Source organism: Streptomyces sp. NPDC045968, assembly GCF_056430475.1.
Genome location: NZ_JBWKLF010000018.1, coordinates 7,559 through 32,901 on the forward strand (window position 1 = coordinate 7,559; position 25,343 = coordinate 32,901).

At 71.6% G+C, this 25,343-nt stretch carries 23 protein-coding genes; 8 read left to right on the forward strand and 15 right to left on the reverse strand.

Annotation, left to right across the window (positions count from 1 at the left end; all coding sequences use genetic code 11):
- The first annotated feature begins 259 nt into the window (after positions 1 to 259).
- The 3 genes from hydA to AC07FA_RS33065 all read left to right on the forward strand — a co-directional run bounded on the left by hydA (position 260) and on the right by AC07FA_RS33065 (position 4,311).
- The gene (hydA, locus tag AC07FA_RS33055) at positions 260 to 1,660 is read left to right on the forward strand and encodes a dihydropyrimidinase (RefSeq protein WP_479080034.1); all 1,401 of its coding nucleotides are present in this window, start codon (positions 260 to 262) and stop codon (positions 1,658 to 1,660) included.
- Positions 1,661 to 1,671: 11 nt separating this feature from the next.
- Positions 1,672 to 2,673, forward strand: coding sequence for a TIGR03842 family LLM class F420-dependent oxidoreductase (locus tag AC07FA_RS33060; RefSeq protein WP_479080035.1), 1,002 nt, complete (start codon positions 1,672 to 1,674; stop codon positions 2,671 to 2,673).
- 81 nt (positions 2,674 to 2,754) lie between these two features.
- A complete protein-coding gene (locus AC07FA_RS33065; protein WP_479080036.1) occupies positions 2,755 to 4,311 on the forward strand; it encodes an NCS1 family nucleobase:cation symporter-1 in 1,557 nt (518 codons plus the stop codon).
- On the opposite strand, the gene AC07FA_RS33070 is transcribed toward AC07FA_RS33065, so the two are convergent.
- The 3 genes from AC07FA_RS33070 to AC07FA_RS33080 all read right to left on the reverse strand — a co-directional run bounded on the left by AC07FA_RS33070 (position 4,274) and on the right by AC07FA_RS33080 (position 6,703).
- The gene (locus AC07FA_RS33070) at positions 4,274 to 5,038 is read right to left on the reverse strand and encodes a hypothetical protein (RefSeq protein WP_479080037.1); all 765 of its coding nucleotides are present in this window, start codon (positions 5,036 to 5,038) and stop codon (positions 4,274 to 4,276) included. The two genes, AC07FA_RS33065 and AC07FA_RS33070, sit on opposite strands and share 38 nt — an antisense overlap.
- 97 nt (positions 5,039 to 5,135) lie before the next feature.
- A complete protein-coding gene (locus tag AC07FA_RS33075; protein WP_479080038.1) occupies positions 5,136 to 6,011 on the reverse strand; it encodes a nucleotidyl transferase AbiEii/AbiGii toxin family protein in 876 nt (291 codons plus the stop codon).
- Positions 6,008 to 6,703, reverse strand: coding sequence for a hypothetical protein (locus tag AC07FA_RS33080; protein ID WP_479080039.1), 696 nt, complete (start codon positions 6,701 to 6,703; stop codon positions 6,008 to 6,010). The genes AC07FA_RS33075 and AC07FA_RS33080 overlap by 4 nt, the downstream gene beginning before the upstream one ends.
- A 108-nt stretch (positions 6,704 to 6,811) precedes the next feature.
- Here AC07FA_RS33080 and AC07FA_RS33085 point away from each other — a divergent pair, with 108 nt between their 5' ends.
- Positions 6,812 to 8,251: an amidase gene (locus AC07FA_RS33085; RefSeq protein ID WP_479080040.1), complete on the forward strand. Its 1,440-nt coding sequence runs from the start codon at positions 6,812 to 6,814 to the stop codon at positions 8,249 to 8,251.
- Positions 8,252 to 8,301: 50 nt separating this feature from the next.
- Here the strand turns inward: AC07FA_RS33085 and AC07FA_RS33090 are convergent, their stop codons facing one another.
- Complete coding sequence (locus AC07FA_RS33090) at positions 8,302 to 9,282, reverse strand: carboxymuconolactone decarboxylase family protein (RefSeq protein WP_479080041.1); 981 nt, start codon at positions 9,280 to 9,282, stop codon at positions 8,302 to 8,304.
- 168 nt (positions 9,283 to 9,450) lie between these two features.
- Here AC07FA_RS33090 and AC07FA_RS33095 point away from each other — a divergent pair, with 168 nt between their 5' ends.
- The 3 genes from AC07FA_RS33095 (at position 9,451) to AC07FA_RS33105 (ending at position 13,599) form a co-directional block, all read left to right on the forward strand.
- Complete coding sequence (locus tag AC07FA_RS33095) at positions 9,451 to 10,605, forward strand: sensor histidine kinase (protein WP_479080042.1); 1,155 nt, start codon at positions 9,451 to 9,453, stop codon at positions 10,603 to 10,605.
- Positions 10,602 to 11,276 (forward strand): response regulator, encoded by a 675-nt coding sequence (locus AC07FA_RS33100; protein ID WP_479080043.1) that lies wholly within the window; start codon positions 10,602 to 10,604, stop codon positions 11,274 to 11,276. The genes AC07FA_RS33095 and AC07FA_RS33100 overlap by 4 nt, the downstream gene beginning before the upstream one ends.
- Positions 11,277 to 11,376: 100 nt before the next feature.
- Complete coding sequence (locus tag AC07FA_RS33105; protein ID WP_479080044.1) at positions 11,377 to 13,599, forward strand: NADP-dependent isocitrate dehydrogenase; 2,223 nt, start codon at positions 11,377 to 11,379, stop codon at positions 13,597 to 13,599.
- Positions 13,600 to 13,706: 107 nt separating this feature from the next.
- Here AC07FA_RS33105 and AC07FA_RS33110 read toward each other — a convergent pair whose 3' ends face one another.
- From AC07FA_RS33110 to AC07FA_RS33150, 9 genes are all read right to left on the reverse strand, one after another.
- A complete protein-coding gene (locus AC07FA_RS33110; RefSeq protein ID WP_479080045.1) occupies positions 13,707 to 15,044 on the reverse strand; it encodes an amidohydrolase family protein in 1,338 nt (445 codons plus the stop codon).
- Positions 15,045 to 15,185: 141 nt separating this feature from the next.
- Complete coding sequence (locus tag AC07FA_RS33115) at positions 15,186 to 15,884, reverse strand: GntR family transcriptional regulator (RefSeq protein ID WP_479080046.1); 699 nt, start codon at positions 15,882 to 15,884, stop codon at positions 15,186 to 15,188.
- A gap of 61 nt (positions 15,885 to 15,945) precedes the next feature.
- The gene (locus AC07FA_RS33120) at positions 15,946 to 17,010 is read right to left on the reverse strand and encodes a lipoate--protein ligase family protein (RefSeq protein WP_479080047.1); all 1,065 of its coding nucleotides are present in this window, start codon (positions 17,008 to 17,010) and stop codon (positions 15,946 to 15,948) included.
- A 166-nt stretch (positions 17,011 to 17,176) separates the two neighbouring features.
- Positions 17,177 to 18,154 carry a fumarylacetoacetate hydrolase family protein gene (locus AC07FA_RS33125; RefSeq protein ID WP_479080048.1) on the reverse strand — a complete coding sequence of 326 codons (978 nt, stop codon included), beginning with the start codon at positions 18,152 to 18,154 and terminating at the stop codon, positions 17,177 to 17,179.
- Positions 18,155 to 18,163: 9 nt separating this feature from the next.
- Positions 18,164 to 19,096 carry a VOC family protein gene (locus AC07FA_RS33130; protein ID WP_479080049.1) on the reverse strand — a complete coding sequence of 311 codons (933 nt, stop codon included), beginning with the start codon at positions 19,094 to 19,096 and terminating at the stop codon, positions 18,164 to 18,166.
- Between the two features lie 4 nt (positions 19,097 to 19,100).
- Entirely contained in the window at positions 19,101 to 20,102 is a 1,002-nt protein-coding gene (locus tag AC07FA_RS33135; RefSeq protein ID WP_479080050.1) for an amidohydrolase family protein, read from the reverse strand.
- Positions 20,099 to 21,229, reverse strand: a complete 1,131-nt coding sequence (locus tag AC07FA_RS33140; RefSeq protein WP_479080051.1) for an FAD-dependent oxidoreductase — start codon at positions 21,227 to 21,229, stop codon at positions 20,099 to 20,101. Before AC07FA_RS33140 ends, AC07FA_RS33135 begins: the two co-directional genes overlap by 4 nt.
- Positions 21,230 to 21,252: 23 nt before the next feature.
- Positions 21,253 to 22,215, reverse strand: a complete 963-nt coding sequence (locus tag AC07FA_RS33145; RefSeq protein ID WP_479080052.1) for a cyclase family protein — start codon at positions 22,213 to 22,215, stop codon at positions 21,253 to 21,255.
- Positions 22,212 to 23,210 carry a fumarylacetoacetate hydrolase family protein gene (locus tag AC07FA_RS33150; RefSeq protein WP_479080053.1) on the reverse strand — a complete coding sequence of 333 codons (999 nt, stop codon included), beginning with the start codon at positions 23,208 to 23,210 and terminating at the stop codon, positions 22,212 to 22,214. Before AC07FA_RS33150 ends, AC07FA_RS33145 begins: the two co-directional genes overlap by 4 nt.
- Positions 23,211 to 23,338: 128 nt before the next feature.
- On the opposite strand from AC07FA_RS33150, the gene AC07FA_RS33155 reads away from it, so the two are divergent.
- Positions 23,339 to 24,256, forward strand: a complete 918-nt coding sequence (locus tag AC07FA_RS33155; RefSeq protein WP_479080054.1) for a LysR family transcriptional regulator — start codon at positions 23,339 to 23,341, stop codon at positions 24,254 to 24,256.
- 87 nt (positions 24,257 to 24,343) lie between these two features.
- Here the strand turns inward: AC07FA_RS33155 and AC07FA_RS33160 are convergent, their stop codons facing one another.
- Positions 24,344 to 24,838 (reverse strand): lamin tail domain-containing protein, encoded by a 495-nt coding sequence (locus AC07FA_RS33160; protein ID WP_479080055.1) that lies wholly within the window; start codon positions 24,836 to 24,838, stop codon positions 24,344 to 24,346.
- A gap of 129 nt (positions 24,839 to 24,967) precedes the next feature.
- Positions 24,968 to 25,342 (reverse strand): ArsR/SmtB family transcription factor, encoded by a 375-nt coding sequence (locus AC07FA_RS33165; protein WP_479080056.1) that lies wholly within the window; start codon positions 25,340 to 25,342, stop codon positions 24,968 to 24,970.
- Position 25,343: the final 1 nt, after the last annotated feature.

The following is a 25,343-nucleotide window of genomic DNA, read 5'->3' on the forward strand; positions in this document are numbered from 1 at the left end:
TCCCCCTCCCCTATCTCTCCCCCCCCCCCCCCCCCCCCCTACCCCCCCCCCCCCCCCCCCCCCCCCCCCCCCCCCCCCCCCCCCGCGCCCGCGTGCCCTGGGGCGCGTTGGGCCGGTGGGGTACGCCGTACCGGAAACAGAAACGTCTTCAGCCGTTGGCAGCAGCGGTATTGCCACAGTGGGCAACCCACTTCTACGTTCTTCACCACGCACCCTGTCTACGTGCGTAGACCCATTCCGCCACCGCGAGGAGGGGCACATGAGCCGCACCGTCATCCACGGCGGCCTCGTCATCACCGCGTCCGACGAAATCCACGCCGACGTGCTCATCGAGGGCGGGCGCATCGCGGCCCTCGCCGCCCACGGCACCGAAGCCGCCGCCGGCTGGACCGCGGACCGGACCATCGACGCCACCGGGAAGTACGTCATTCCGGGCGGAGTCGACGCGCACACGCACATGGAGATGCCGTTCGGCGGCACCTTCGCCGCCGACACCTTCGAGACCGGCACCCGGGCCGCCGCCTGGGGCGGCACCACCACGATCGTCGACTTCGCCATCCAGAGCGTGGGCGGCAGTCTGCGGGGCGGACTCGACGCCTGGTACGCGAAGGCCGACGGCAACTGCGCCATCGACTACGCCTTCCACATGATCCTCTCCGATGTGAACGAGTCCTCGCTCAAGGAGATGGACCTTCTCGTAGCGGAAGGCATCACCTCGTTCAAACTGTTCATGGCCTATCCGGGCGTCTTCTACAGTGACGACGGCCAGATCCTGCGCGCCATGCAGCGGGCCGAGAACAACGGCGGCCTGATCATGATGCACGCCGAGAACGGCATCGCGATCGACGTCCTCGTCGAACAGGCGCTGGCCGGGGGCCGCACCGACCCGCGCTACCACGGCGACGTACGCAAGGTCGCGCTGGAGGCCGAGGCCACCCACCGGGCCGTCCAGCTCGCCCGGGTCGCCGGAGCGCCGCTGTACATCGTCCACGTCTCCGCCGACGAGGCCGTCGCCGAGATCGCCGCCGCCCGCCACAAGGGACTTCCCGTCTTCGGCGAGACCTGCCCGCAGTACCTGTTCCTCTCCACCGACAACCTCGCCGAGCCCGGCTTCGAGGGCGCCAAGTACGTCTGCTCGACCCCCCTGCGGCCCAGGGAGCACCAGGAAGCCCTCTGGCGCGGTCTCCGGAACAACGAACTCCAGGTCGTCTCCACCGACCACTGCCCCTTCTGCTTCTCCGGCCAGAAGGAGATGGGCCGCGGCGACTTCTCGAAGATCCCCAACGGCATGCCGGGCGTGGAGAACCGGATGGACCTCCTCCATCAGGCGGTCGTGGACGGTCACCTCACCCGCCGCCGCTGGATCGAGATCGCCTGCGCGTCACCGGCCAGGATGTTCGGCCTCTACCCGAAGAAGGGCACGATCGCCCCGGGAGCCGACGCGGACGTCGTCATCTACGACCCGCACGCCACCCAGACCATCTCCGCCGAGACCCACCACATGAACGTCGACTACTCGGCGTACGAGGGCAAGCGGCTCACCGGCCAGGTCGAGACCGTGCTCTCGCGCGGCGAACCCGTCATCGAGGGACGGAAGTTCACCGGCCACGCCGGGCACGGCATGTACACCCCCCGCGCCACGTGTCAGTACCTGGACTAGGAGCACCTGTCATGGACTTCGGACTCGTCCTCCAGACCGACCCGCCCGCGTCGGCCGTCGTCGGACTCATGCGCCGTGCCGAACGCAACGGCTTCCGCTACGGCTGGACCTTCGACTCGACGGTCCTCTGGCAGGAACCCTTCGTCATCTACAGCCGGATTCTGGAGCACACCGAGCGGCTGATCGTCGGCCCGATGGTCACCAACCCCTCCACCCGTACCTGGGAGGTCACCGCCTCCACCTTCGCCACCCTCAACGAGATGTATGGCAACCGGACGGTGTGCGGCATCGGGCGGGGCGACTCGGCGATGCGGGTCGCCGGCCGTAAACCCAACACCCTGGCCCGCCTCGGTGAGTCGATCGGCGTCATCCGCGACCTGGCCGAGGGGCGCGAGGCGACCGTCGACGGCCAGCCCGTGCAGATCCCCTGGGTCAAGGACGGCCGGCTGCCGGTCTGGATGGGGGCGTACGGCCCCAAGGCGCTCGCCCTGGCCGGGCAGAAGGCCGACGGCTTCATCCTCCAGCTCGCCGACCCGTACCTCACCGAGTGGATGGTCAAAGCGGTACGGGAGGCGGCGGCCGAAGCCGGCCGGGACCCGGACGCCGTCACCATCTGCGTGGCCGCCCCGGCCTATGTGAGCGACGACCTGGACCACGCGCGCGAGCAGTGCCGCTGGTTCGGCGGCATGGTCGGCAACCACGTGGCCGACCTCGTCTCGCGGTACGGCGAGCACTCGGGGCTCGTACCGGAGGCGCTCACCGCGTACATCGCGGGGCGGTCGGGTTACGACTACAGCCACCACGGCCGCACCGGGAACCCGGACACCGCCTTCGTGCCCGACGAGATCGTCGACCGGTTCTGTCTGCTGGGCCCGGCCGAGGCGCACATCGAGAAGCTGCGGGTCCTGCGTGACCTGGGCGTCGACCAGTTCGCCGTCTACAACATGCACGACGCGCGCGAAGCGACCATCGACGCGTACGGCTCCGAGATCATCCCCGCCCTGTCCGGCTGACCCGAGCACGCCCCCGCCCCGGCTGCACACACAACCCCCCGCCCCGCACGGCACCGTCCCCGAGCGAAGGGTCCAGCCGCCATGACATCGACCGTCCCACCCGCACCGGAGCACGACCGGATACCCGACCAGGCACCCGACCCGTCGGGCCGGGTCGAGCTGGCCCCCGGCGCCGTCCCCGACGATCCCCGCTTCGTCAACCAGGACCTGCTGCCCGTCCCGCTCGAACGGCGCCGCTGGACGACGTACAACTTCGCCGCCCTCTGGGTCGGCATGGCGCACAACATCCCGTCCTGGCTGCTCGCTTCGGGGCTCGTCGCCCTCGGGATGGACTGGAAACAGGCCGTCCTGACGATCGCGCTGGCCAATGTGATCGTCCTCGCCCCGATGCTGCTCACCGGTCACGCCGGGCCCAAGTACGGCATTCCCTTCCCGGTCCTGGCGCGCGCCTCGTTCGGCCTGCGCGGCGCCAATCTGCCCGCCCTGATCCGGGCCGCCGTCGCCTGCGCCTGGTTCGGCATCCAGACCTGGATCGGCGGCGTCGGCATCTTCACGCTGCTCGGAAAGATCTTCGGTGGATGGGCGAACGCCTCCGGGATCGGCGGCCAGCCATGGACGCTCTGGCTCTGCTTCGCGCTGTTCTGGGCTCTCGAACTCGCCATCATCTACCGGGGGATGGACACCCTGCGGCGCTTCGAGAACTGGGCGGCGCCCTTCGTCATCGTCGGCGCCGTGGTCCTGCTGGTCTGGATCGCCGTCAAGGCGGGCGGCTTCGGCCCGCTCCTGGACCAGCCGTCCGCGCTCGGCTGGGGCAAGGAGTTCTGGCCGGTCTTCTTCCCCTCACTGATGGGCATGATCGCGTTCTGGTCCACGCTCTCGCTGAACATCCCCGACTTCACCCGCTTCGGCGCGGGCCAGCGCGCCCAGCTCTGGGGGCAGTCGCTCGGACTGCCGACGACCATGACGTTCTTCGCGCTGCTCTCCGTCTTCGTGACCTCGGGCTCGCAGGCGGTCTACGGGGCGCCCGTCTGGGACCCGGTCCAGCTCGTCGCCAGGACCGACAACGTCTTCGGGCTGCTCTTCGGACTGATCACCGTCCTGGTCGCGACGATCTCCGTGAACATCGCGGCGAACGTGGTGTCACCCGCGTACGACCTGGCGAATCTGGCGCCGAAGTTCATCAGCTTCCGTACCGGCGCGCTGATCACCGGAATCATCGGTGTCCTGATCATGCCGTGGAAGCTGACCGAGACCCCCGAGCTGTACATCTTCACGTGGCTCGGCCTGGTCGGCGGGCTGCTCGGTACGGTGGCGGGCATCCTGATCGCCGACTACTGGATCATCCGCCGCACCGTCCTGGACCTGGCCGACCTGTACCGCCCCGGCGGCCGCTACTGGTACACCAACGGCTGGAACTGGCGGGCCGTCGCCGCCTTCGCCCTCGGTGGCGTCCTGGCGGTGGGCGGCTCCCACTCGGCGCCCGGCAAGGGGCCGTTCCCCGCCGACGGACTGATCCCGTTCCTGAAGCCGCTCGCGGACTACGGCTGGGCGGTCGGGCTGGCGTCCTCGCTGGTGCTCTACACCCTCCTCGGCCTCGGTCTCAGACCGGAGCGGGAGTCCGCCCCAGCAGGGCGGTGACGTCGACGGTCTCGTCCTCGGACGGCGTGGCCGTGGGCACCGGCCTGTCGAAGCCGGAGAAGCCCACGACCGCGTCCGCCGACGAACTCCGGACGGTCAGGCGCACCGGATAGTGCTTGCCCTCCGTGGCCACGTACAGCGTCAGCTTCTCGCCGCCCCCGGTCCTGGTGACCGGGATGACGGGAGTGGTGCCGATCGTCGTCTTCTTGCCCTTGGTGAGTGTCCCCCCGCCCCCGTCCGCGTTGTCGGTGATCAGCTCCCGCAAGGTGTCCAGGTCACAGGCTTCCGTGACGCTCCGCAGACGCGGGTCGTCCGCCTCGCCTTTCATGTACCGGCCGTCGAGAATCGCCTCGAAGGTCGTCCCGCCGACCGGAACCTGGTTCTTCCAGAAGGCCGAATCCGGTTTCAGCCACACCGTGCCGCCCCGCTTGACGATCTCGACCGCGCCCTTGTCGTCGCCGAGGTCCACGCCGCCCCGGCAGTTCCCGTCCCGGTCCAGGGTGAGATCCACGGTCATGGGGGGCTTGCCCTCGCCGAGGTCGCCCTTGGAGGTCAGCCGCAGGGAGTCGACGTCGAGCAGGGCGTCACGGGAGCGGTCGGCGATCTGCTGGGCGGGGAGCGACTCGATGTCGTCGTCCGCCCGGGCCCCGGCGCCGCCCGTCGTGACGGCGAGGACGACGATGGCCGAGCCTGCCGCCAGCCGGGCCGCCATGCGCTGTCCGGTCACGTCGCCTCCTTAGGAAAGCCCTGGTCAGGGCCGTGCTCAGGCGTGCGATCCGTGCCTTCGAGGGTACGTCGGCCCGGGGCCGGACGCGCGGCGGGCATCAGCGCGGGGCCCGGGCCTTCTCGAAGAGCCGGGTGAGCGCCCGCTCCAGCCGCCCGGCCGTCTGCGCCGCGTCGCCGTCCACCCAGGGGTGAGCGGTGTGGAACGCGTCCCACTCCACCTCGAGGTGACGCACCGAGTCGGGCGTGAACCAGCGCCCGACCTCGCTCTCCAGGATCTGGAGGTGGGCCGGGGTGAGGGACGTCGGCGGGTGCTCGGCCAGCAGCATCGCGTCGTACAGATCCTTCCCCGCGCCCTTCCCCTCGGTGTCCCAGTCCTCGGCGAGCCACATCAGCTTCCAGACGAGCGACAGCCCGGGACTCGCGGCGGATATCGCCGTGGGCGGACCCCCGTCGCCGCGCGGGCAGTCGAGCCGCACCGGGGCCTCGGGCATGTCCTCGTCGTACGCGAAGTCCATGCGCAGCACGCCGGGCGGCAGCCCCTCGGCCTCCCACGGGATCAGGAGGCGTATGCCGTCCGTCTGGTACTCCCGGACCGTCCACTCCGCGTCCTCGGTCACCGCGGAGGGGTCGATCCGGATGCCGGCGGGCAGTGCGGGGCCGGTCCGCAGCGCCTCCACGACCTCCTCGTGGACGTCCACGGGTGCGCCCAGCACCACCCAGTCCAGATCGCCGGGCTCCCGCGCGGCCTCGCCCACCCACACCTGGACCGGGAGGCTGCCTCGGAGCACCAGCCCCGCTCCCCACGGCGCCCCGGCGACCAGCCGCAGCGCGTGGTCCCGCACCGCCCTGTGGGCGGCCTGCCAGCGGGGGGCGAGCGCCGGGTCCGCGAAGACCGGTTCGCCGGGAGCGGCACGGTCGAACGGGCTCTTCGCCGCCGGCCCCGCGGTGGAGGTGTTCTCCCCCGACGCGTTCATACGGTCACCTCTTCGCGCTCGTTGATCCAGCCCGCGTCCACCGCGGGGCAGTCGTCGTACACCACGAACTCCTCCTCGGCCTCCACCGCCTCCAGCGCGGCGGCCGACAGCCCGGCCAGCAGCGCGTCGAGACGGGCCCGCGCCTCCGGGCGCCCCACCGCCCGGCAGCGCTGCGTCACGAACCGCTCGTGCCGCCCCTCGTACGCGCGACGGGCGTTGCGCGAGAGATGCGCCCCGTGCAGCTCTGCCACCGCCCGGGCCGCCACGAGCTGATCCCCGCCGGACAGCACCAGCTTGACGTGGTGTTCGAAGTGGCAGCCGGGAAGCATGCCGTCCAGCTCCCGTGCCGCGGCGGGCGTGCCCGGCACGTCCTCGTTCCACGGAGCCGCCTCGATCTTCACCCGGATCACCGGGAAGCCCGCCGCCTCCAGCTCGGCCCTGCGACGGCCCGCGGCCTCCCGCTGATCGGACAGCGTGCCCGTGCCGCGCTCCGTCAGCATCGGCTGGTCGGGGACGGCGCCGCGGTCCAGGACGATGCGGGTGAGTTTCAGCCCTCTGCGCAGAGCCCAGCGGTCCAGCCGGTCCCCGTTCCCCTCCGCGCTGTCGGGCCCAGGCACCGGGCGCACCGTCAGGTGCGTCTCGAACTCCCCCTCGAACTCCGGTCCCACCGACTCCACCGTCCTCTCGATCATGTGTGCTGCCGAAGGTAGCAACGCGCACTGACAGTCCGGCCGCATGCTTGAGCGCGCCGCCCCGCCGTGGTTACCCTCCAGTAAGCCAATACGAGGAGGCGTCGGCCCATGCCCTCAGCAGACACGAGCGGCCTGGCGGAGAGCGCACGCCGTCTGGCGGACGGACTGACCACATCGGCCGAGCTGGTCGCCGCGGCGCTCGCCCGTATCGAGGCGGCGCAGCCCACCCTCAACGCCTTCCGCCAGCTGCGCCCCGAAGCCGCGCACGCCGAGGCCGCCGCGGCCGACCGCCGTCTCGCGGCGGGGGAGCGGCTGCCGCTGCTCGGTGTGCCGGTCGCGGTCAAGGACGACACCGATGTCGCGGGCATGCCCACCTACTTCGGCTGCGAAGGCGACCGGGCCCCGGCTGCCTCCGACAGCGAGGCGGTGCGCAGACTGCGCGCCGCCGGGGCCGTCGTCGTCGGCAAGACGAACTCCTGCGAGCTGGGGCAGTGGGCGTTCACCGAGGGGCCGGCGTTCGGCGTCACCCGTAACCCGTGGAACACCGCCCACACGCCCGGCGGTTCGTCCGGCGGGTCCGCGGCCGCCGTCGCCGCCGGTCTGGTCCCCGCCGCGCTCGGCTCGGACGGCGCGGGCTCGGTCCGTATCCCCGCCGCCTGGACCCACCTCGTCGGCATCAAACCGCAGCGCGGCCGGATCTCCGTACACCCGCAGAGCGACGCGTTCCAGGGACTCACGGTCAACGGCCCCCTCGCGCGTACCGTCGCCGACGCCGCTCTCCTGCTGGACGCCGTCGCCGGAGCGCACCCCGACGACCCGCACCGCCCGCCCACCGTCGGCGCGTCGGCCGCCGCCCACCGCGACCCCGGCATCCTGCGCATCGCCGTCGCCTTCCGGCCCCCGCTCACCCTCACGCGCACGGCGCCCCACCCCGAGATCCACCGGGCCGTCTCCGCGCTGGCCGAGACCCTGGCACGCCTGGGCCACCACGTGGAGGAGGCCCGCCCCCGCTACGGGCTGATCGGCCTCTCCTTCGTCCCCCGCGCCACCGCCGGGATCGCCGAACTCGCCGCACTCCACCCCGAACCCGCGCTCCTCGACCCGCGCACCCGCAGCGCCCTGCGCACCGGTACCCGCCTCGGCGGACGGGTGGTGCGGGCGGCCCGGGCCCGCGAAGTGCGCCAGCACCGGCGGATCGGCGCCCTCTTCGACGCGTCAGGATTCGACGTACTGCTCACCCCGACCACCGCGGCGCCGCCGCCCCGCATCGGCGCGTTCGACCGCCTGAGCGCGTGGCGCACCGATGTCGCGATGGCGGCGGCCTGTCCGTACGCCTGGCCGTGGAACGTCCTCGGCTGGCCCGGGATCAGCGTGCCGGCCGGTTTCACCGGCGACGGCCTGCCGATCGGCGCCCAGCTGCTGGGCCCCTCCCGCAGCGAGGAGAAGCTCATCTCGCTGGCCGCCCAACTGGAGGCCGACCGCCGCTGGTTCGAGCACCGGCCGCCGGTCCAGGGCGGGCCCGGGCTCAGGAAGGGCGACGGGCGCTGACCACCCACGCCCGCCCGCGGCAGCACACCCCGGACCCGGCCCGCATCGCGTCACAGCGGTCGCGCGTGGGCCGCCAGCCCCGCTTCGACGCGCTCGACGGCACAGAACGCGCCGAAGGCGATCAGATGGACGAGACAGTGATCGGTGAACGGCGGCACGTGCCAGGCCGCCACGTCCTCGTCCGTGATCCGGTAGGGAGCCCGGGCCGCGAGCAGCGCGAGCCGGGCGCCGGGCCGCTCCGCCCGGTCCGGCAGTTCCGCGCCGGAGAGCGGAAGGGGCGTGAAGCCGTCCCAGCCGGCCAGCGATTCCCGTACGAACGCGGCGTCCTCGGCGCTCAGCAGGCCGGCCCCCTGGTGAGCGGCCGTACGCAGCGCCCCGAAGGCCGTACCGACGGCGGTGCCCGCGGCCCAGGCGGGCTGCGCACCCTCCGTTTCGAGCAGCACGAGGCTCGCGCCCGGCCGCAGCTCCCGGCGGACGGTGCGGGCCAGGGACCGGCCCGCGGCGCTCCGTACCAGCCGGTACTTCTGGGCGCCTCCGGGCAGCATGTCCTCGGTCAGCAGCGACGACACGACGCGGTTGACGAAGTGGAACGCGAGCGCCGTCCCGATCTGCTCCGGCGCGTGCCCCGCCGGGAACGGCCGCGGAAGGCTCATGTCCTTGCCCCAGGCGAGCAGTTCACGGTGACCGGGATCGTCGGGCAGCCCGCCCCGGCCGATCGTCTCGGCCAGCCGGTGGTCACCCGTGGCGTGCAGCAGCACGGTGTGCGCGACCACGCAGAACGGGCACCGGTTGGCCAGCGACACCCCGGCCGCCACCACCTCCTTGTCCGTACGGGAGACGTGTCCGGCCAGCAGGGATTCGCGGACGAGCGCCCAGGTCGCGGTGAGCAGGGGCGGCGAGGCCGACAGGACGACGAAGGTGGAGGCGCGTTCGATCCCGAAGTCGGTGGCCAGCTGGGCGTAGACGTCCGCGACCACTCCGGTCGCGGACTTCGGCGGGCGGGGCGAGGTGTATCGGAAGTGTCCGGTCATGGCGACGATGCTCGCTCCCGGACCCGGCCCCGGTCGTCGTACACCGGAAGGCATTCGGCGCTGCGCCGGACCGACGTCCCGGGGCGGCGACTACTCCGCGGGGAGTAGCGCCGGACCGGTCTCCCAGGATGACGCGCCGTGCGCCGTAAGGGAGTTAGGGTGCGGCTCATGCACGGGGACATCGGCCTGCGGACGCACCTGCTGGACGCGGCACTGGCCGCGGCGATCGCTACGGCGGTCGTTCTCGCGGCCGTCGCCGCGTCCACGCCCGGCGCCCTGGACCTGCTGCTCGTCGCTGTCGGCTCACTCGCGCTGGCGGGGCACCGCACAGCCCCGCGCGCCGTGCTCGCCGTCACCACCCTCTGCGTGTTCGCGTACGTCCTCCACGCGCACCCCGGCACCTGGGCGGTCTTCCCCGTGCTGGTCGCCGTGCACGCGGCGGCGCGCAGCGGGTACCGCGCGCAGGCCGTCGCGGCGGGCGGTCTCTTCCTCCTCGGCTACGTCCTCGTCCTCCTCGCCACCGCGCCCGGCCTCCAGGACACCGTGGAGCGGAGCGTGCTCCTGCTCGGCTGGTTCCTGTGCGCCGGGGTCACCGGCCTCATCGACAAGAACTGGCAGGCCTACCTGCGCCAGACCGAACAGCGTGCCCTGGACGCCGAACGCACGCGGGAGGAGACCGCGCTGCGCCGGGCCGGCGAGGAGCGGCTGCGCATCGCCCGGGAGCTGCACGACTCCCTCACCCACTCCATCTCGATCGTGAAGCTCCAGGCCACAGTTGCCGTCCATCTCGCCCGGAAGCGGGGCGACGAGGTGGAGCCCGCACTCCTCGCCATCCAGGAGGCCGGCGGCGAGGCGATGCGGGAGCTGCGCGCGACGCTGGAGGTCCTGCGTACGGACGTGGCGGAGCCGGGCTCCGGCCTCGACCGGATGGGCGAGCTGGCCGAGCGGGCCCGCGCGGCGGGCATCGCGCTCGCCGTCACGGCCGACGGCGACGCACGGCCGCTGCCCGCGGACGTGGACCGGGCCGCCTACCGCATCGTGCAGGAGGCCCTCACCAATGTCGCCCGCCACGCCGACCGGGCCGGCACGACCGTCCGGCTCCGCTACACGGACAGCAGTCTCGTCGTCTCGGTGGACGACCAGGGGCCGTGCCGGCCCGGCGACACCATCACCCCGGGCACGGGGCTGACCGGCATGCGCGAACGTGTCACCGCGCTCGGCGGCACCCTCGTCGCCGCGCCCCGGGCCGCCGGAGGCTTCTCGGTCCGTGCCGAGCTTCCCCTGACCGGCGCGGAACCGGCCGGGCGGGTGGTCACCGGATGAGCAGGGACCCGGTCCGGGTGGTGATCGTCGACGACCAGGCCCTGATGCGGGCCGGATTCCGGGCGCTGCTGGACGCGGAGGAGGGCATCGAGGTCGTCGGAGAGGCCGCGGACGGCCGCCAGGGCGTGGAGCTCGCCCGTCGCCACATCCCCGACGTCGCCCTGGTCGACGTACAGATGCCGGTGATGACCGGCATCGAAGCCACCCGCGAGATCGCCGCCGATCCCCGGCTCGCCGCGGTGCACGTCGTGATCCTCACCAACTACGGGCTCGACGAGTACGTCTTCGACGCGCTGCGCGCGGGCGCCGCCGGATTCCTCCTGAAGGACACCGAGCCCGCGGAGCTCCTCCACGCCATCAAGGTCGCCGCGCGCGGCGACGCCCTGCTCTCGCCCGCCATCACCCGCCGGCTGATCGGCGAGTTCGTCGCCAGGCCCCCCGACCGTGCGACCGCCCCCGGCCTGGAGATCCTCACGCGCCGGGAGCGCGAGGTCACCGCGCTGGCCGCCCGTGGACTGAGCAACGAGGAGATCGCCGCCCATATGGTGGTCAGTCCCTTCACGGCCAAGACCCACATCAGCCGCGCCATGATCAAGCTCGGCGCCCGGGACCGGGCGCAGCTGGTCGTCTTCGCGTACGAGGCCGGACTGGTCGAACCCCGTCGCAGGTGACGGCCCCGCGCGAGAACGGGGGCGGGGCCCTGTGGAGAGGGGACCGGCTAGGAGATATCTTGATGTCAAGCAATGTTGCAGACGTGGAGCGGAGCACCCGGTGACTGACTCGACCATCATCTATACGCACACCGACGAGGCCCCTGCCCTGGCGACGTACTCGTTCCTGCCCGTCATCGAGGCGTACGCCTCGACGGCCGGTGTCGCGGTGGAAAGCCGTGACATCTCCCTGGCGGGCCGGATCATCGCCAGTTTCCCGGAGCGCCTCGAAGCCGGTCAGCGTATCGATGACGCACTCGCCGAGCTCGGCGAGCTGGCCAAGACTCCCGGCGCCAACATCATCAAGCTGCCGAACGTCTCGGCTTCGATCCCGCAGCTGAAGGCCGCGATCGCCGAGCTGCAGGCGCAGGGCTACGCGCTTCCGGACTACCCGGACGACGCGAAGAGCGACGAGGACAAGGACGTCCGCGCGCGCTACGACAAGATCAAGGGCAGCGCGGTCAACCCCGTCCTGCGCGAGGGCAACTCCGACCGTCGTGCCCCCGCCTCGGTCAAGAACTACGCCAAGGCGCACCCGCACCGCATGGGCGCCTGGTCGGCCGACTCGAAGACGAACGTGGCCACCATGGGTGTCGACGACTTCCGGTCCACCGAGAAGTCCGTCGTCGTCACCGAGCCCGGCACCCTGCGCATCGAGCTCGTGGGTGACGACGGCAAGACCACCGTCCTGCGCGAGTCGGTCCCCGTGCTCGCCGGCGAGATCATCGACGCCGCCGTGATGCGCGAGGCGGCGCTGCGCGAGTTCTTCACCGCGCAGATCGCCCGCGCCAAGGCGGAGGGCATCCTCTTCTCGGTGCACCTCAAGGCCACGATGATGAAGGTCTCCGACCCGATCATCTTCGGTCACGTCGTCCGCGCGTTCTTCCCGAAGACGTTCGCCAAGTACGGCGAGGTGCTCGTCGCGGCCGGCCTGACCCCGAACGACGGGCTCGGCGGCATCCTCAAGGGCCTGGACTCGGTGCCCCACCTGGGCGACGAGATCAAGGCGTCCTTCGAGGCCGAGCTCGCCGAGGGCCCCGCCCTGGCGATGGTCGACTCCGACAAGGGCATCACCAACCTGCACGTCCCCAGCGACGTCATCGTCGACGCCTCCATGCCGGCCATGATCCGCACCTCCGGTCACATGTGGGGCCCGGACGGCCAGGAGGCCGACACCCTCGCCGTTCTGCCGGACAGCAGCTACGCGGGCGTCTACCAGGTCGTGATCGACGACTGCCGTGCCAACGGCGCCTTCGACCCGTCCACGATGGGCTCGGTGTCCAACGTCGGTCTCATGGCGCAGAAGGCCGAGGAGTACGGCAGCCACGACAAGACCTTCGAGGTCCCCGCCACGGGCACCGTGCGGGTCGTCGACGCCGACGGCAACGCCGTGCTGGAGCAGGCCGTGGGCGCCGGTGACATCTTCCGGATGTGCCAGGCCAAGGACCTGCCGATCCAGGACTGGGTCAAGCTCGCCGTCACCCGCGCCCGCGCGACCGGCAACCCGGCCGTGTTCTGGCTCGACGAGGACCGCGCACACGACGCGAAGCTCATCGAGAAGGTCAGGACGTACCTGGCCGACCACGACACCGACGGTCTGCAGATCGAGATCATGTCCCCGGTGAAGGCCACCGCCTTCTCCCTGGAGCGCATCCGCCGCGGCGAGGACACCATCTCCGTCACGGGCAACGTGCTCCGTGACTACCTCACGGACCTGTTCCCGATCCTTGAGCTGGGCACGAGCGCGAAGATGCTCTCCGTCGTCCCGCTCATGAACGGCGGCGGTCTGTTCGAGACGGGTGCCGGCGGCTCCGCCCCCAAGCACGTCCAGCAGCTCGTCAAGGAGAACTACCTGCGCTGGGACAGCCTCGGCGAGTTCTTCGCCCTCGCGGCCAGCTTCGAGTTCCTGGCGACGAGCACGGGCAACGCGCGCGCCCAGGTCCTCGCCGACACGCTGGACCGTGCGACCGGCACCTTCCTCAACGAGGACAAGTCGCCGAGCCGCAAGCTCGGTGGCATCGACAACCGCGGCAGCCACTTCTACCTGGCCCTCTACTGGGCCCAGGAGCTGGCGCGGCAGACCGATGACGCCAAGCTCGCCGAGGCGTTCGCGCCGCTCGCCAAGACGCTGACCGAGCAGGAGCAGACCATCGTCGACGAGCTGATCGCGGTGCAGGGCTCGCCGGTCGACATCGGCGGCTACTACCAGCCCGACCCGGCCAAGGCCGCGGCCGTGATGCGCCCGTCGGCCACGTTCAACCAGGCGATCGCCACGCTGGGCTGACCCGGCACCGGTCCCCGCACAGCGTTCCGCCCCGGCCGGCTTTCTGCCCGGCCGGGGCGGTCGTGCGTTCTGCGGCCGACGTACGTGTCCTGCGGCGTGCGTCGGTCTCAGTCGAGGAACACGCCGTCGCGCGCCACGACGACCCCGCCGTGCACGACCAGGTCGCGCCGGGGCATGTCGACGACGACCTGGGGCAGGCACTCGCCCCGGACGAGGACGAAGTCGGCGGGTGCGCCGGGTGCGAGATCCGCGTGGCCGAGGCCCATGACCTCCGCGCCGCCGTGGGCCGCGACGCGATAGCAGTCCGTCAGCTCCTCGTCGAGACGTACGTCCGTCACCCAGCCGAGCAGATGCGCACGGTGCAGCATGTCGGCGTTGCCGAACGGGCTCCAGGAGTCGCGCACCCCGTCGGAACCGAGTCCGACCCGTACGCCGTACTCGCGCAGCCTGGCGATCGGCAGCACCAGCGAGTCGGACGGCGCCACCGTGGTGAGTGAGATGTCCAGATCGCCCAAGTCGGCTGCTATCGAGCCCAGTTCACGGTCCGTCAGTTCCGGCAGGCAGAAGACGTGGCTGACGGTGACCTTGCCGGTGAGGGACAGGGCGCGCGTACGGTCGATGATGCCCCGCATCGCCTTCATCCCCTTCTCTCCGCGGTCGTGCAGATGGATGTCCACGCCGATGCCGTGGCGGTCCGCGATGCCGAAGACGAGGTCGAGCTGCTCGTCGAGTGCCTGGTCGAAGCCGATCGGGTCGATGCCGCCGATCATGTCGATGGTGCCCTTGCGCGCGGCCTCCTCCAGCAGCGCCGCCGTGCCCGGTGTACGGATGACGCCGTGCTGCGGGAAGGCCACGATCTGGACGTCGAGGGCGTGGCGCAGCCGCTCACGGGCCTGCGCCACGCCCTCCACCCCGGCCAGTCCGTAGGCCGGGGCCACGTCGGCGTGGGCGCGCATCGCCCGCGTGCCACGGGTGACGGCGTGGGCCATCAGGCCGTACGCGCGTTCCGCGACAGGGCGGCGCTGGCCGCGGAACAGCTCCACGTCCTGTTCGACGTAGTCGGCGATGCCGTTCGCCGGGCGCCGCGACACCCAGGAGCCGCCCCAGGTCGTCTTGTCGGGGTGGATGTGCGCGTCGACGAGGGACGGGAGCGCGATCCGGCCGCCGCCGTCGACGGCCTTCGCGCCACGGGGCGCCGGGCCGTCGGCCACGCGGCCGTCGACGACCACGAGGTCCGTGGGCTTCGCCGCGCCGAACGGGCGCACATTGCGGAAGACCACGGTCCTGGCGCCGCGCTCCGACGCTCCGGACGCGGCGGGCGCGGCCGGGGAGTGGGCGTGGGCGGGGGTGGCGGTCATCGCGGCCGTGCTGCCGGCGAGCGCGGCGGCTCCGGCCAGCATCGTGCGGCGGGAGAGCGCGCTGGGGGAGTGCGAGGAAGGCTGCATGAGGACTCCTTCGGCGGGGCGGGGGTCGAGGGCGCGGCGACGCCTCCGCCATTTTGTATACCAAGCACCCGTCACAGGCAAGGAAAAGGCCAGCGAGGGTGGACGGGAGCGAACTTTTCACGTCCTTGGTATACGAAGAAGTCAGTCGGTGCCGAAGAGGGAGCGCAGGGCGACCGTCCTGCTGTCCCGCACATGCAGCAGCGTGCTCGCGGCAGCGGCCTCCGCGTCTCCGTTGGTGATGTGCCGGTACATCTCGGCGTGCTGGGCCCGCATGTGCGCCGGCTCCTCGCGCATGCCGAACAGCAGCCGCAGCTGCCAGCTCAGCTGCTCCATGGTGCGGGCGAGCAGCGGGTTGCCCGACATGGCCACGACGCCCTCGTGGAACGCCGTGTGGGCGGCCACCTCGCGGGCCCCCTCATCCGCCGCTGCCGCCGACTCGGCCTGCCGGAGGGCCGCCGCCAGCGCGGCGGCCCCCTCGGTGTCGCCCGCCGCCGATGCCCGCGCCGCGAGCCGCGACGCCTGGACGGCGAGGGGCTCCCACACCTCGTACAGGTGCTCCACATCGCCGCGGTCCAGGCGGCGTACGCGTACGCCGCTGTGCGGGAGCAGTTCGAGGAGCCCCTCGGTGACCAGTGCGCGCAACGCCTCGCGCACCGGGACGCGGGACATGCTCAGCTCCTCGGCGATCTCCCGTTCGACGAGGCGGGCGCCCTGCGCGTACCGCCGGTCGACGATGCGACGGAGGATCGCCTCGCGCGCCTGCGCACTGAGCGGGACCGGGGCGGGCGTACCCGAACCGCTGTCCGTGGCCGCTGAGCCGGTCCTGCTTCTGTCCGCCACGGTTCCCGTCCTCTTCCGTCCTGCGTTCGGCGTGCCCGGGCGAGGATATGTGCCGCGCACGCTACGGCACCCGGGCCGTCCACTCCGCCGTACCGAACTTGGTGCGTACGAGCTCCTCCGCCCGCGTCAGTTCCCCGGCGGTCACCGCGCCCCGGGTGAGACCGTGGCGCCTGCGGAACGACTCGATCATGTTCTCGATGACGGCCTGACGCGGGAGCCCCGTCTGCCGGCGCAGCGGATCGACGCGCTTCTTCGCGCTCCGGGTGCCCTTGTCGGACATCTTTTCTTTGCCGATGCGCAGGACGTCGAGCATCTTGTCGACGTCGATGTCGTAGGACATCGTCACGTGGTGCAGCACGGCGCCGGGGCCGCCGTCCGGGCCCACGACGCGCTTCTGGGCAGCTCCCGCGATCTTCCCGATGTCGGTCGCGATGTCGTTGAGGGGCTGGTACCAGGCCTTGATGCCCATGTCTCCGAGCGCTTCGAGGACCCAGTCGTCGAGATACGCGTAACTGTCGGCGAACGAGAGGCCGGAGACGAGGGACTGCGGTACGGCGAGGGAGTAGGTGATGGTGCTGCTCGGCTCGGCGAACATGGCGCCGCCGCCGGAGATGCGACGGACGACGGAGACCCCGTGCCGGTCGGTGCCGGCGGGGTCGACCTCGTTGCGCAGCGACTGGAAGCTGCCGATGATCACGGCGGGGGAGTCCCACTCCCAGACCCGGAGGGTCGGCGGACGGCGGCCCGCGGCGACCTCGGCGGTGATGACCTCGTCGAGCGCCATGTGCAGGGCCGGGGACTGCGGGGCGTCGTGGACGAGCTGCCAGTCGTAGTCGCTCCACTCGGTGGCCTGCGCGAGCGCCCGGCGCACGGCGACGGCCACGCCCTCGGCCGACAGCCCGAACATCACCGTGGACGGGGGCAGCGCCGCCTCGATGCGGGCGGCGAGCCCGGCGGTGCCGGTGTTCGCCGGGGCGCCCTCCAGGGCGGCGTCGATGGCGAGGATGGCCTCGTCGGGTTCGAGGAAGAAGTCCCCCGCCACGCGCACGTCGCGCAACGCGCCGCCCTCGACGTCCAGATCGACCACGACGAGCTTGCCGCCGGGAACCTTGTACTCACCGTGCACAGCCGTGCCTCCACGTCCGCCCGATCCATCTCCGCGAATCGGTTCCGACCAGGCATAACCTCGCCGCCGTGCGGTTTAATCCGCACATATGGCAGCCGACCGGGGCGACCCGGACCGGTTCAGGCCCGCGGCCCGGCGGTGCTGGACCGTACGACCGGGCGAGGCGTCACCGCGGTCGGCCGCCCCGGGGGCGGCGACGGGCGGCGGGGATGTGTACGGGTTCGCTGCCCGCCACGATCCTGTTGGAGACGGTGCCGATGCCTTCGACGGTGAGGGTGACCGTGTCCCCGCACACGAGCGGCGGCGGCGTACGTTCCCCCCGCCGGCCCCACAGCTCGGCCAGGCACCCGCCGTTGCCGCAGGTTCCGGAACCGAGGACGTCACCGGGGACGACCCGGCTGCCCCGGGAGGCGTAGGCGGTCATCTCCTCGAAGGTCCAGCTCATGTGGGAGAGCAGGTCGCTGCCGACGACCTCCCCGTTGACCTCGGCGGTCAGGGCGAGGCGCAGGAAGCCCTCCGGGTCGCGGTACGGCTCCAGCTCGTCGGCGGTCACCAGGCAGGGGCCGAGCGTCGAGGCGGTGTCCTTGCCCTTGCACGGGCCGAGACCCACCCGCATCTCCGCGGACTGGATGTCGCGGGCGGACCAGTCGTTGAAGACGGTGTAACCGATGATGTGGTCACGTGCGCGCTCGGGGGTGAGATCACGGCCCTCGCGGCCGATGACGGCGGCGACCTCCAGTTCGAAGTCGAGCGCGGCCGAACCGGGCGGCACGGGGATGTCGTCGTGCGGCCCGTAGATCGTGTGGGGGCTGGTGAAGTAGAACGTCGGAGCCGCGTACCACTCGTCGGGAACACCGGATTCGCCGCTGACCGACCGGCGTACCCCTTCCACGTGTTCCTCGAAGGTGACGAAGTCCCGGATGGTCGCCGGCCGCAGCGGCGGCAGGAGACGCACCTCGGACACATGCGGTCCCGCGGGGGCGTCCAGGGTGGCGCTCCCGAGGTCGAGCAGGGCGCGCAGACCGTCACCGGAACGGACCAGCTCACCCGGTGAACGGACGCCGGGAACGGGATGGAGCGTGCCGTCGTCCTCGACGACGGCCGCATGGTGCTGACCGCGGTACTCGTAGGCGGCGAAGCGCATGAGGACTCCTCAGACGGGCGGCGCGACGAAGCAGCCGCGGTCGGGGTCGTTGAACGATTCCTTCGCGACGATCTCGTTCATCGCGTTGGCGGTGCCCCACTGGTCGGTGACCTCGGGCCGGGAGAAGTCGTAGACGTGCGGGTGCCAGGTGTCCTCGTCGAGCTCTTCGAGCTCGGTGGTGTATTCGACGGTGTTGCCGTGCGGGTCGAGGAAGTACGTGAAGGTGTTGTCGCCCGCCATGTGGCGTCCGGGGCCCCAGATCTTGCGGAAGCCGGCCCGCATCACCCGGCCCGAGCCGCGCATGTACTCGTCGATGCCGCGCATCTCGAAGGAGACGTGGTGCAGCGCCGTGTGCGGCCCCTGGGCGATGGCCATCGAGTGGTGCTGGTTGCTGATCCGCATGAAGTGCATGACCTCGCCCATGTGCGGTGAGCTGAGGGTGTCGGACAGTGCGAAGCCGAGGTGCTGCTCGTACCACTGTCGGGTGCGGTTCAGATCGGGGGAGTTGAGGACGACGTGGGAGAGCTTGACCGGGATGGCCTCCTTCTCCTCGATCTTCCGGTGCCGGCGCACCTCGACGTCGGCGGAGACCTCGATGGTGCGGCCGTCGACGTCGAAGAAGCGGAAGCCGTAGCCGCCACCTGGGGTGTCGACGCCGCCCGGCCGCGAGACCAGCCGCACGCCCCCGGCGAGGAGCCGCTCGGCGAGGGTGTCCACGTCGGCGGCGTTCGCGGCCCCGTACGAGACGAGGTCGAGGCGCTTCTCCTCGGCCCTGCGCAGCCGTACGACGTACTGCTCGGGGGAGCCCTCGGCGGCCAGGAACGAGATCCCCGAGTCCTCGCAGACCTTGGTCAGTCCCCAGACGCCGGCGTAGAAGTCGAGTTGCTTGTCGTAGTCGGGCACCGCCAGGTCGACGTGCCGCAGGTGGGTGAGCAGGCGCATGGTGTCAGTCCTTCCGGAGGAGTGCGGCGGCGTTGCCGCCTCGGACGGCGTGGAAGTCGGCCTCGGCGAGCCGGGCGGCCCGCAGCGCGGCGACCGGGTCCGCGCTGCCCATGTCGAAGGGGAAGTCGGAACCGAGCAGCACCCGGTCGGCCCCGGCGGCCCGGACCAGCTCCCGCAGGACGGCCGGGTCGTGGACGAGCGAGTCGAAGTACAGCCGCTTCAGATAGCTGCTGGGCAGGTGGGCGCAGCCCGCGCCCGCGTCGGAGCGCGTGCTCCAGGCGTGGTCGCTGCGGCCGATGTGGGTGGGCAGATAGCCCCCGCCGTGCGCGGCGACGATCGTCAGACCGGGGTGCCGGTCCAGGACGCCGGAGAAGATGAGGTGCGACAGCGCGACGGCGTTCTCGGTGGGCTGGCCCACGGTGTTGGACAGGTACCACCGGTCGAGGCGCTCGTCGAGCGTGCACCCGAAGGGGTGCAGGAAGAGGAGCGCACCGGTCTCCTCGGCCCGGGACCAGAAGGGCTCGTACGCCGGGTCGGACAGTTCGCGCCCCGGGGCGTGACTGGAGATCTCGACCCCCAGGAGCCCGCATTCCAGGGCGTGTCCGAGCGCCTCGACGGCGAGCGCGGGATGCTGGAGCGGGACGAGCCCCAGACCCCGCAGCCGGTCGGGCGCGGTGGCGCGGTGCGCCGCCGTCGCCTCGTTGGCCAGCCGGTACACCTTCTCGGCGGTCTGTTCGTCCGCCCAGTAGTGGTAGTGGGAGGGGGAGGGGCTGACCAGTTGTACGTCCACGCCCTGGGCGTCCATGGCGGCCAGCCGGACGGCGGGGTCGGTCAGGCGGGGGACGCGTTCACCGATCATCGGGCCGTTGACGGCCAGCGCCGCCGGACCGTTGCGGCGGGCGTCCAGCGCCCTCGCTCCGGCCAGGCCCGGCAGCCCCGCGACCAGCTCGTCGATCTCGGGCAGCAGGACGTGCGCGTGCACGTCCACGGTGGGGATGGTGGTCACGGCAGTTCCCTGAGCATCGTCATGGTGCGGCCCATCAGGCCGGGTACGTCCGCGTCGCGGACACCGTCGAGCTGCCACTGCCCGATCCGCACGGACGCCTCGACGACGGCCCGTACGCGCGGTACGCGCCGCTCGTAGTACGCCTGGAGGAGGGCGTCGTCCCAGGTGCCGGAGCCGGTCAGCAGCTCGGCCAGGACCACGGCGTCCTCCAGGGACATCGCGGCGCCCTGGGCGATCGTGGGCGGACAGCAGTGCGCCGCGTCACCGGCCAGGATCACCCGGCCGCGATGCCAGGAGCCCTCCACCAGCATCCGGTCGAACCAGGTGTAGTTGACCTTCTCCGGGTCGGTGATGTGCGCGGTGATCTCACGCCAGAAGCCGCCGTACTCCTCGGTGAGCGCGCGCATCTCGTCCGCGAAGGACTCCGGGGCGATCGCGGCACGGTCCCGGTTGGCCTCGACGACGTACGCGTACAGGGTCGAGTCACTCGTCGGGCAGTAGCCGGCGATGTAGGCGCGGCCCCCATAGGTGAGATCGGTGCGGACCACACCCGCGGGGCGCGGGGCGGTGATCCGCCAGATCGCCATGCCGGTCGGCTCGGGCTTCTCCCGGATTCCGATGGCGGCGCGGGTGGCGGAACCGACGCCGTCGGCGGCGATCACCAGGCCGTACCGGCCCTCACTGCCGTCGCTGAACCGTACGGACACGCCGTCGGCGTCCTGCTCCAGCGATTCGGCGGTGACACCGAGCCGGACCGTCGCGCCGCTCGCCCTGACGGCGTCGATGAGGATGTGCTGCAACTGGGGGCGCTGCATACCGACGGTGGCGGGCAGATCGTCACCACCACTGCGGATGTCGCGCTGCTCATGGACGACGGTGCCGTCCGGGGCGGTGATGCCGACCGATCCGAAGCCGAAGCCGGACGCCCGCACCGCGTCCCAGACGCCCAGCGTGCGCAGGACGCGCAGGGCGTTGCCCTGGAGGGTGATGCCGGAACCCGCGGTGGCGTTCCAGTCGTCCCTGGCCTCGATCAGCTCCACGGCGATGCCGGCCCTGCGGAGCTGGATCGTGACGGCGTTGCCCGCTGCGCCGCCGCCGACCACCAATACGGTTCTGAGACCGGTCACGGGGAACTCCCTTGTTCCGCTTGTCACTTGACGGCTATCGGGTTGACCGGGGAACCGACGGCCCCCGTGATGGGCAGGGGTGCGGCGGTCAGCCAGAACGCGTACGCGCCATCGGCCGCGCAGTCGGCGGCCAGCGCGTCCAGGTCCCACATCTCACCGATGAGCAGACCCATGTGGGGGATGGCGACCTGGTGCAGGGGCTGGAAGGCGTGGTCGAACTCGTTGGGCCGGACCTCGAAACCCCAGGTGTCGGTGGCGATCGCGGCGATCTCGGCGGCGTGCATCCAGCCGGCGCTGGTGAACGACAGGCCGGGCGCCGGCCCTCCGGCGTACTCCCCCCAGCCTTCGCGGCGGGCCCGGGTGAGCTGTCCGGTGCGTACGAGGACGAGGTCGCCGCGCCCGACGGTCACCCCGTGCGCCGCGGCCGTGGTGGTCAGGTGCTCCCCGGTGACGGCGAATCCGTCGGGCAGCTCGCCCCCGGTGCCGAGGACGCGGCCGACGTCGAGGAGGACTCCGCGCCCGGCGACGTAAGGGGCCATGTGCTCGATGCCGGTGACCAGGTCGCCCTCGGAGGTGACGGTCCTCGCCGCGTCGCGTCCGTTCCACGCCCTGCCGTGGTCGAAGATGTGGCCGAGGCCGTCCCACTGGGTCGAGCACTGGAGCGGCATGGTGATCACGTCGTCGGCGCCGCCGAGGCCGTGCGGAAAGCCCTGGAGGCCGAGTGCCGCGTCGGAACCGGTGTCCAGCATGGTGTGCACCGGGTTGGTGCGCCGCCGCCAGCCCTTCTGCGGGCCGTTCATGTCGAAGCTCTGGGCCAGCGAGAAGCTGACGCCCCGCCGCACGAGCGCCGCGGCCTCGCGTCGTTTCTCCTCGTCGAGGAAGTTCAGCGTGCCCAGCACGTCGTCCTCGCCCCAGCGCCCCCAGTTCGAGTGGAGCGCGGCCGACCGGGCGATCGCGCCCTCGGGATCGGTGCGGTCCGGCGTCACTTCGCCTCCGCCACGCAGCGGGTGCGCTGGGCGCCGAGACCGGTGATGGAGGCGTCCATGACGTCGCCGTCGCGCAGCAGCCGCCCCCAGTGGATGCCGTTGCCGGCCGGCGAACCCGTCAGCACCAGGTCGCCGGGGAGGAGACGGGCGCTCTGCGAGACGTACGAGACCAGGCGGGCCACCGAGAAGATCATGTCCGAGGCCGACTCGTCCTGCTTGGCCTCACCGTTGAGTTCGAGGGTGATCCGCAGGTCGCCGGTGTCGCCGACGGAGGCGGTGGGGACGATCCAGGGGCCCAGCGGAGTGAACCCCGGGGCGTTCTTCGACCGCAGCCAGTCGGTGCCGATCCGGGGCATGTCACCGCGGAAGACCGTGGCCCGGTCGGTCAGGTCGTTGGCGATCGTGTACCCGGCGACGTGATCCAGCGCCTCCTCGGCCGTCACGCGGTACGCGGGCCTGCTGATCACCGCCGCGAGTTCGAGTTCCCAGTCCGGCTTCCCGGCCCACGAGGGCAGGACCACGTCGTCGTACGGCCCGGTGATCGCGCTCGGCAGGCCGGTGAACACGTACGGCAGGTCCTCGGCCGCCCGCCGGTCCATGATCTCCGCGGCCTCGGCCCGGGCCTCCTCGTCGGAACGCCCGTCGGACGTGTCCCGGTGGGCGACGTGCAGGTCGATGACGTGCTGGCGGTAGTTGGCCCCGGACTGGAACACCTGGCGCGGCTCGACGGGCGCGTGGACCCGGAACTCCGACAGCGGCCACCGGACCACCGTCCGCTCGGCGGCCAGCTCGTGCAGCCGGGGCAGTACGTCGTCCCAGCGCTCCAGCAGACCGCGGACGTCCGGTGCCGGATCGCTCAGGACGGCGCGCAGGTCCAGCACCTGACCGTCGGGCGTGACCAGGGCGGGGAAGGCGGGCCCCTCGGCGGCCGAGAGCGTACCGAGTGCGAAGGGCCCCGCGAACAGGGCCGGTACGGATGCGGGTTTCACGAACATGACCTCCTGAGTGCGGTGTGACTAATCTGGACCCGCGCCACCTGATCAGGGAAATCGATTGTGTGGATGCACATCATCCATACCGTTTATGGCGTGTTCGTGAGTCGCACGACCGGAGGAAGCCGCGCATGAACCTGGCCCGCCTGGACCTCAACCTCGTCGTCGCGCTCCGCGCCCTGCTGGAGGAGCGCAACGTCACCCGTGCCGGGCAGCGCCTCGGTCTCAGCCAGCCCGCCATGAGCGCGTCCCTCGCGCGGCTGCGCCGCCACTTCGACGACGAGCTGCTCGCCCGGGTCGGCGGCCACTACGAGCTCACCGCGCTGGGACAGGTTCTGCTGGACCGCACATCCAACGCCTGCGACCTGCTGGAACGCCTGTTCAGCAGCCAGGCGGACTTCGACCCCGCCACCGAGAACCGCGAGTTCGGGCTCCTCGCCTCCGACTACGCGGTCGCCGTCTTCGGCGCGGAACTCGCCCGCGTCGTGCACGACGAGGCCCCCGGCATCCGGCTCCGCTTCACCCACACCCCGGACACCGTCGTCGAGGACACCGCCACCCTGCTCAGCACCACGGACGGGCTCCTGATGCCGCACGGGGTGATCAGCGACATGCCCGCGGTGGAGCTCTACCAGGACGAGTGGGTCTTCCTGGTGGCCGACGACCACCCCGAGGTCGGTGACCGGCTCACCCGGGAGGACCTGGCCCGGCTGCCCTGGGTGACGTACCAGCGCACCTACGACGCCCCCGCCGTACGGCAGTTGGGCATGCTCGGGATCGAGCCGCGCGTCGAGGTCTCCGTGGACAGTTTCCAGCTGCTGCCGCACCTGGTGGCCGGCACCCGCCGCATCGCCATGATGCAGCAGCGCCTGGCGGAGATGCTGCTCGGGGTCTTCCCCGTCCGCGTCATGCGCCCGCCGTACGAGGCGGTCCCGCTGCGCCAGGCGCTGTGGTGGCATCCCGTGCACCCCTACGACGCCGCGCACATCTGGCTGCGGGAGACCGCGGCCCGCGTCGGCGAAGGCCTCGCGGGAGGCGCGGGCGCGTAGAGCGCACCGCGAGGGTCCTCGTACTTCTGCGACGGGCTGCCGGACCCGGCCTGTGTGCGGCCGGGTCCGGTGGAGCCGTTGGACGGCTCAGCTGTGGAAGGCGATGTATCCGTTGCCGTCGCGGTCGTTCGCCGACTTGGAGTAGGCGTGCACGTCCGAGCGGCTGCCGGAGGGCTTGTAGAGGTAGATCGTGTCCTTGTCGTTGTTCCACATGAAGTTGCAGTTGTCGCGGTAGACGACGTTGTCGGCGTCGGAGTCGGTGCCGTTCCCGCCGCGCAGCTTGATGTAGTCACCGGGCTGGAGGTAGTGGTTGGCGGTGAACGTGAACGTGTTGCCCGCGGCGTCCTTGACGACGTATCCCTTGAGATTGACGGTCGTCCGGGACGAGTAGTTCTTGAGCGTCAGGTATTCCGCGCGGGTGTTGCCCGAGGAGCAGCTGTTGGAATCGCGCCCGGGCGCGTCGTACTGGGCCGCGCGGATCTTCAGGGCCGAGGTGTACTCGGTGGCCTGCGCCGGGGCGGCGGCGAGCGTGGCCAGGATGCCGGTGGATATGGCAGTGGCGACGACGAGGTGCTTACGCACGTTGAGGTTCCCCCCTCGTTGGTGCTGATGAGGGCCGAAGCCTACCGACTGACCCAACTCCGCATATGCGAAAGGGCTTTGCCGAGGGCATTCGAAAACACGTTCGTCGCCGGGTCCGGTGGCCGGTGATCAGTCCGATTCCGCTGCCACGGGCGCGTCCTGGAGGCCCAGGCGGAGGTGCTCCACGTGGAAGAGGGCCTGGTCGAGGAGTTCGGCCACGTGATGGTCGTACAGGGCGTAGACGATCGAGCGGCCCCGGCGTTCGCCCGTCACCAGGCCGAGGTTGCGCAGCAGTCGCAGCTGGTGGGAGCAGGCGGAGGGCTCCATGTCGACGGCCTGTGCCAGATCGCCGACCGCGCAGGGGCCTTCCTGGAGGCGGGCGAGGATGCGCAGCCGGGACGGGGTGGCCAGGGCCTGGAGGGTTGCGGCGACATCGGCGGTCCCTACGGCGTCCAGGCGTTCGCGTGTGGTGGCGGCGTTCGTGTCGTCGGCTCCGTGACCCATG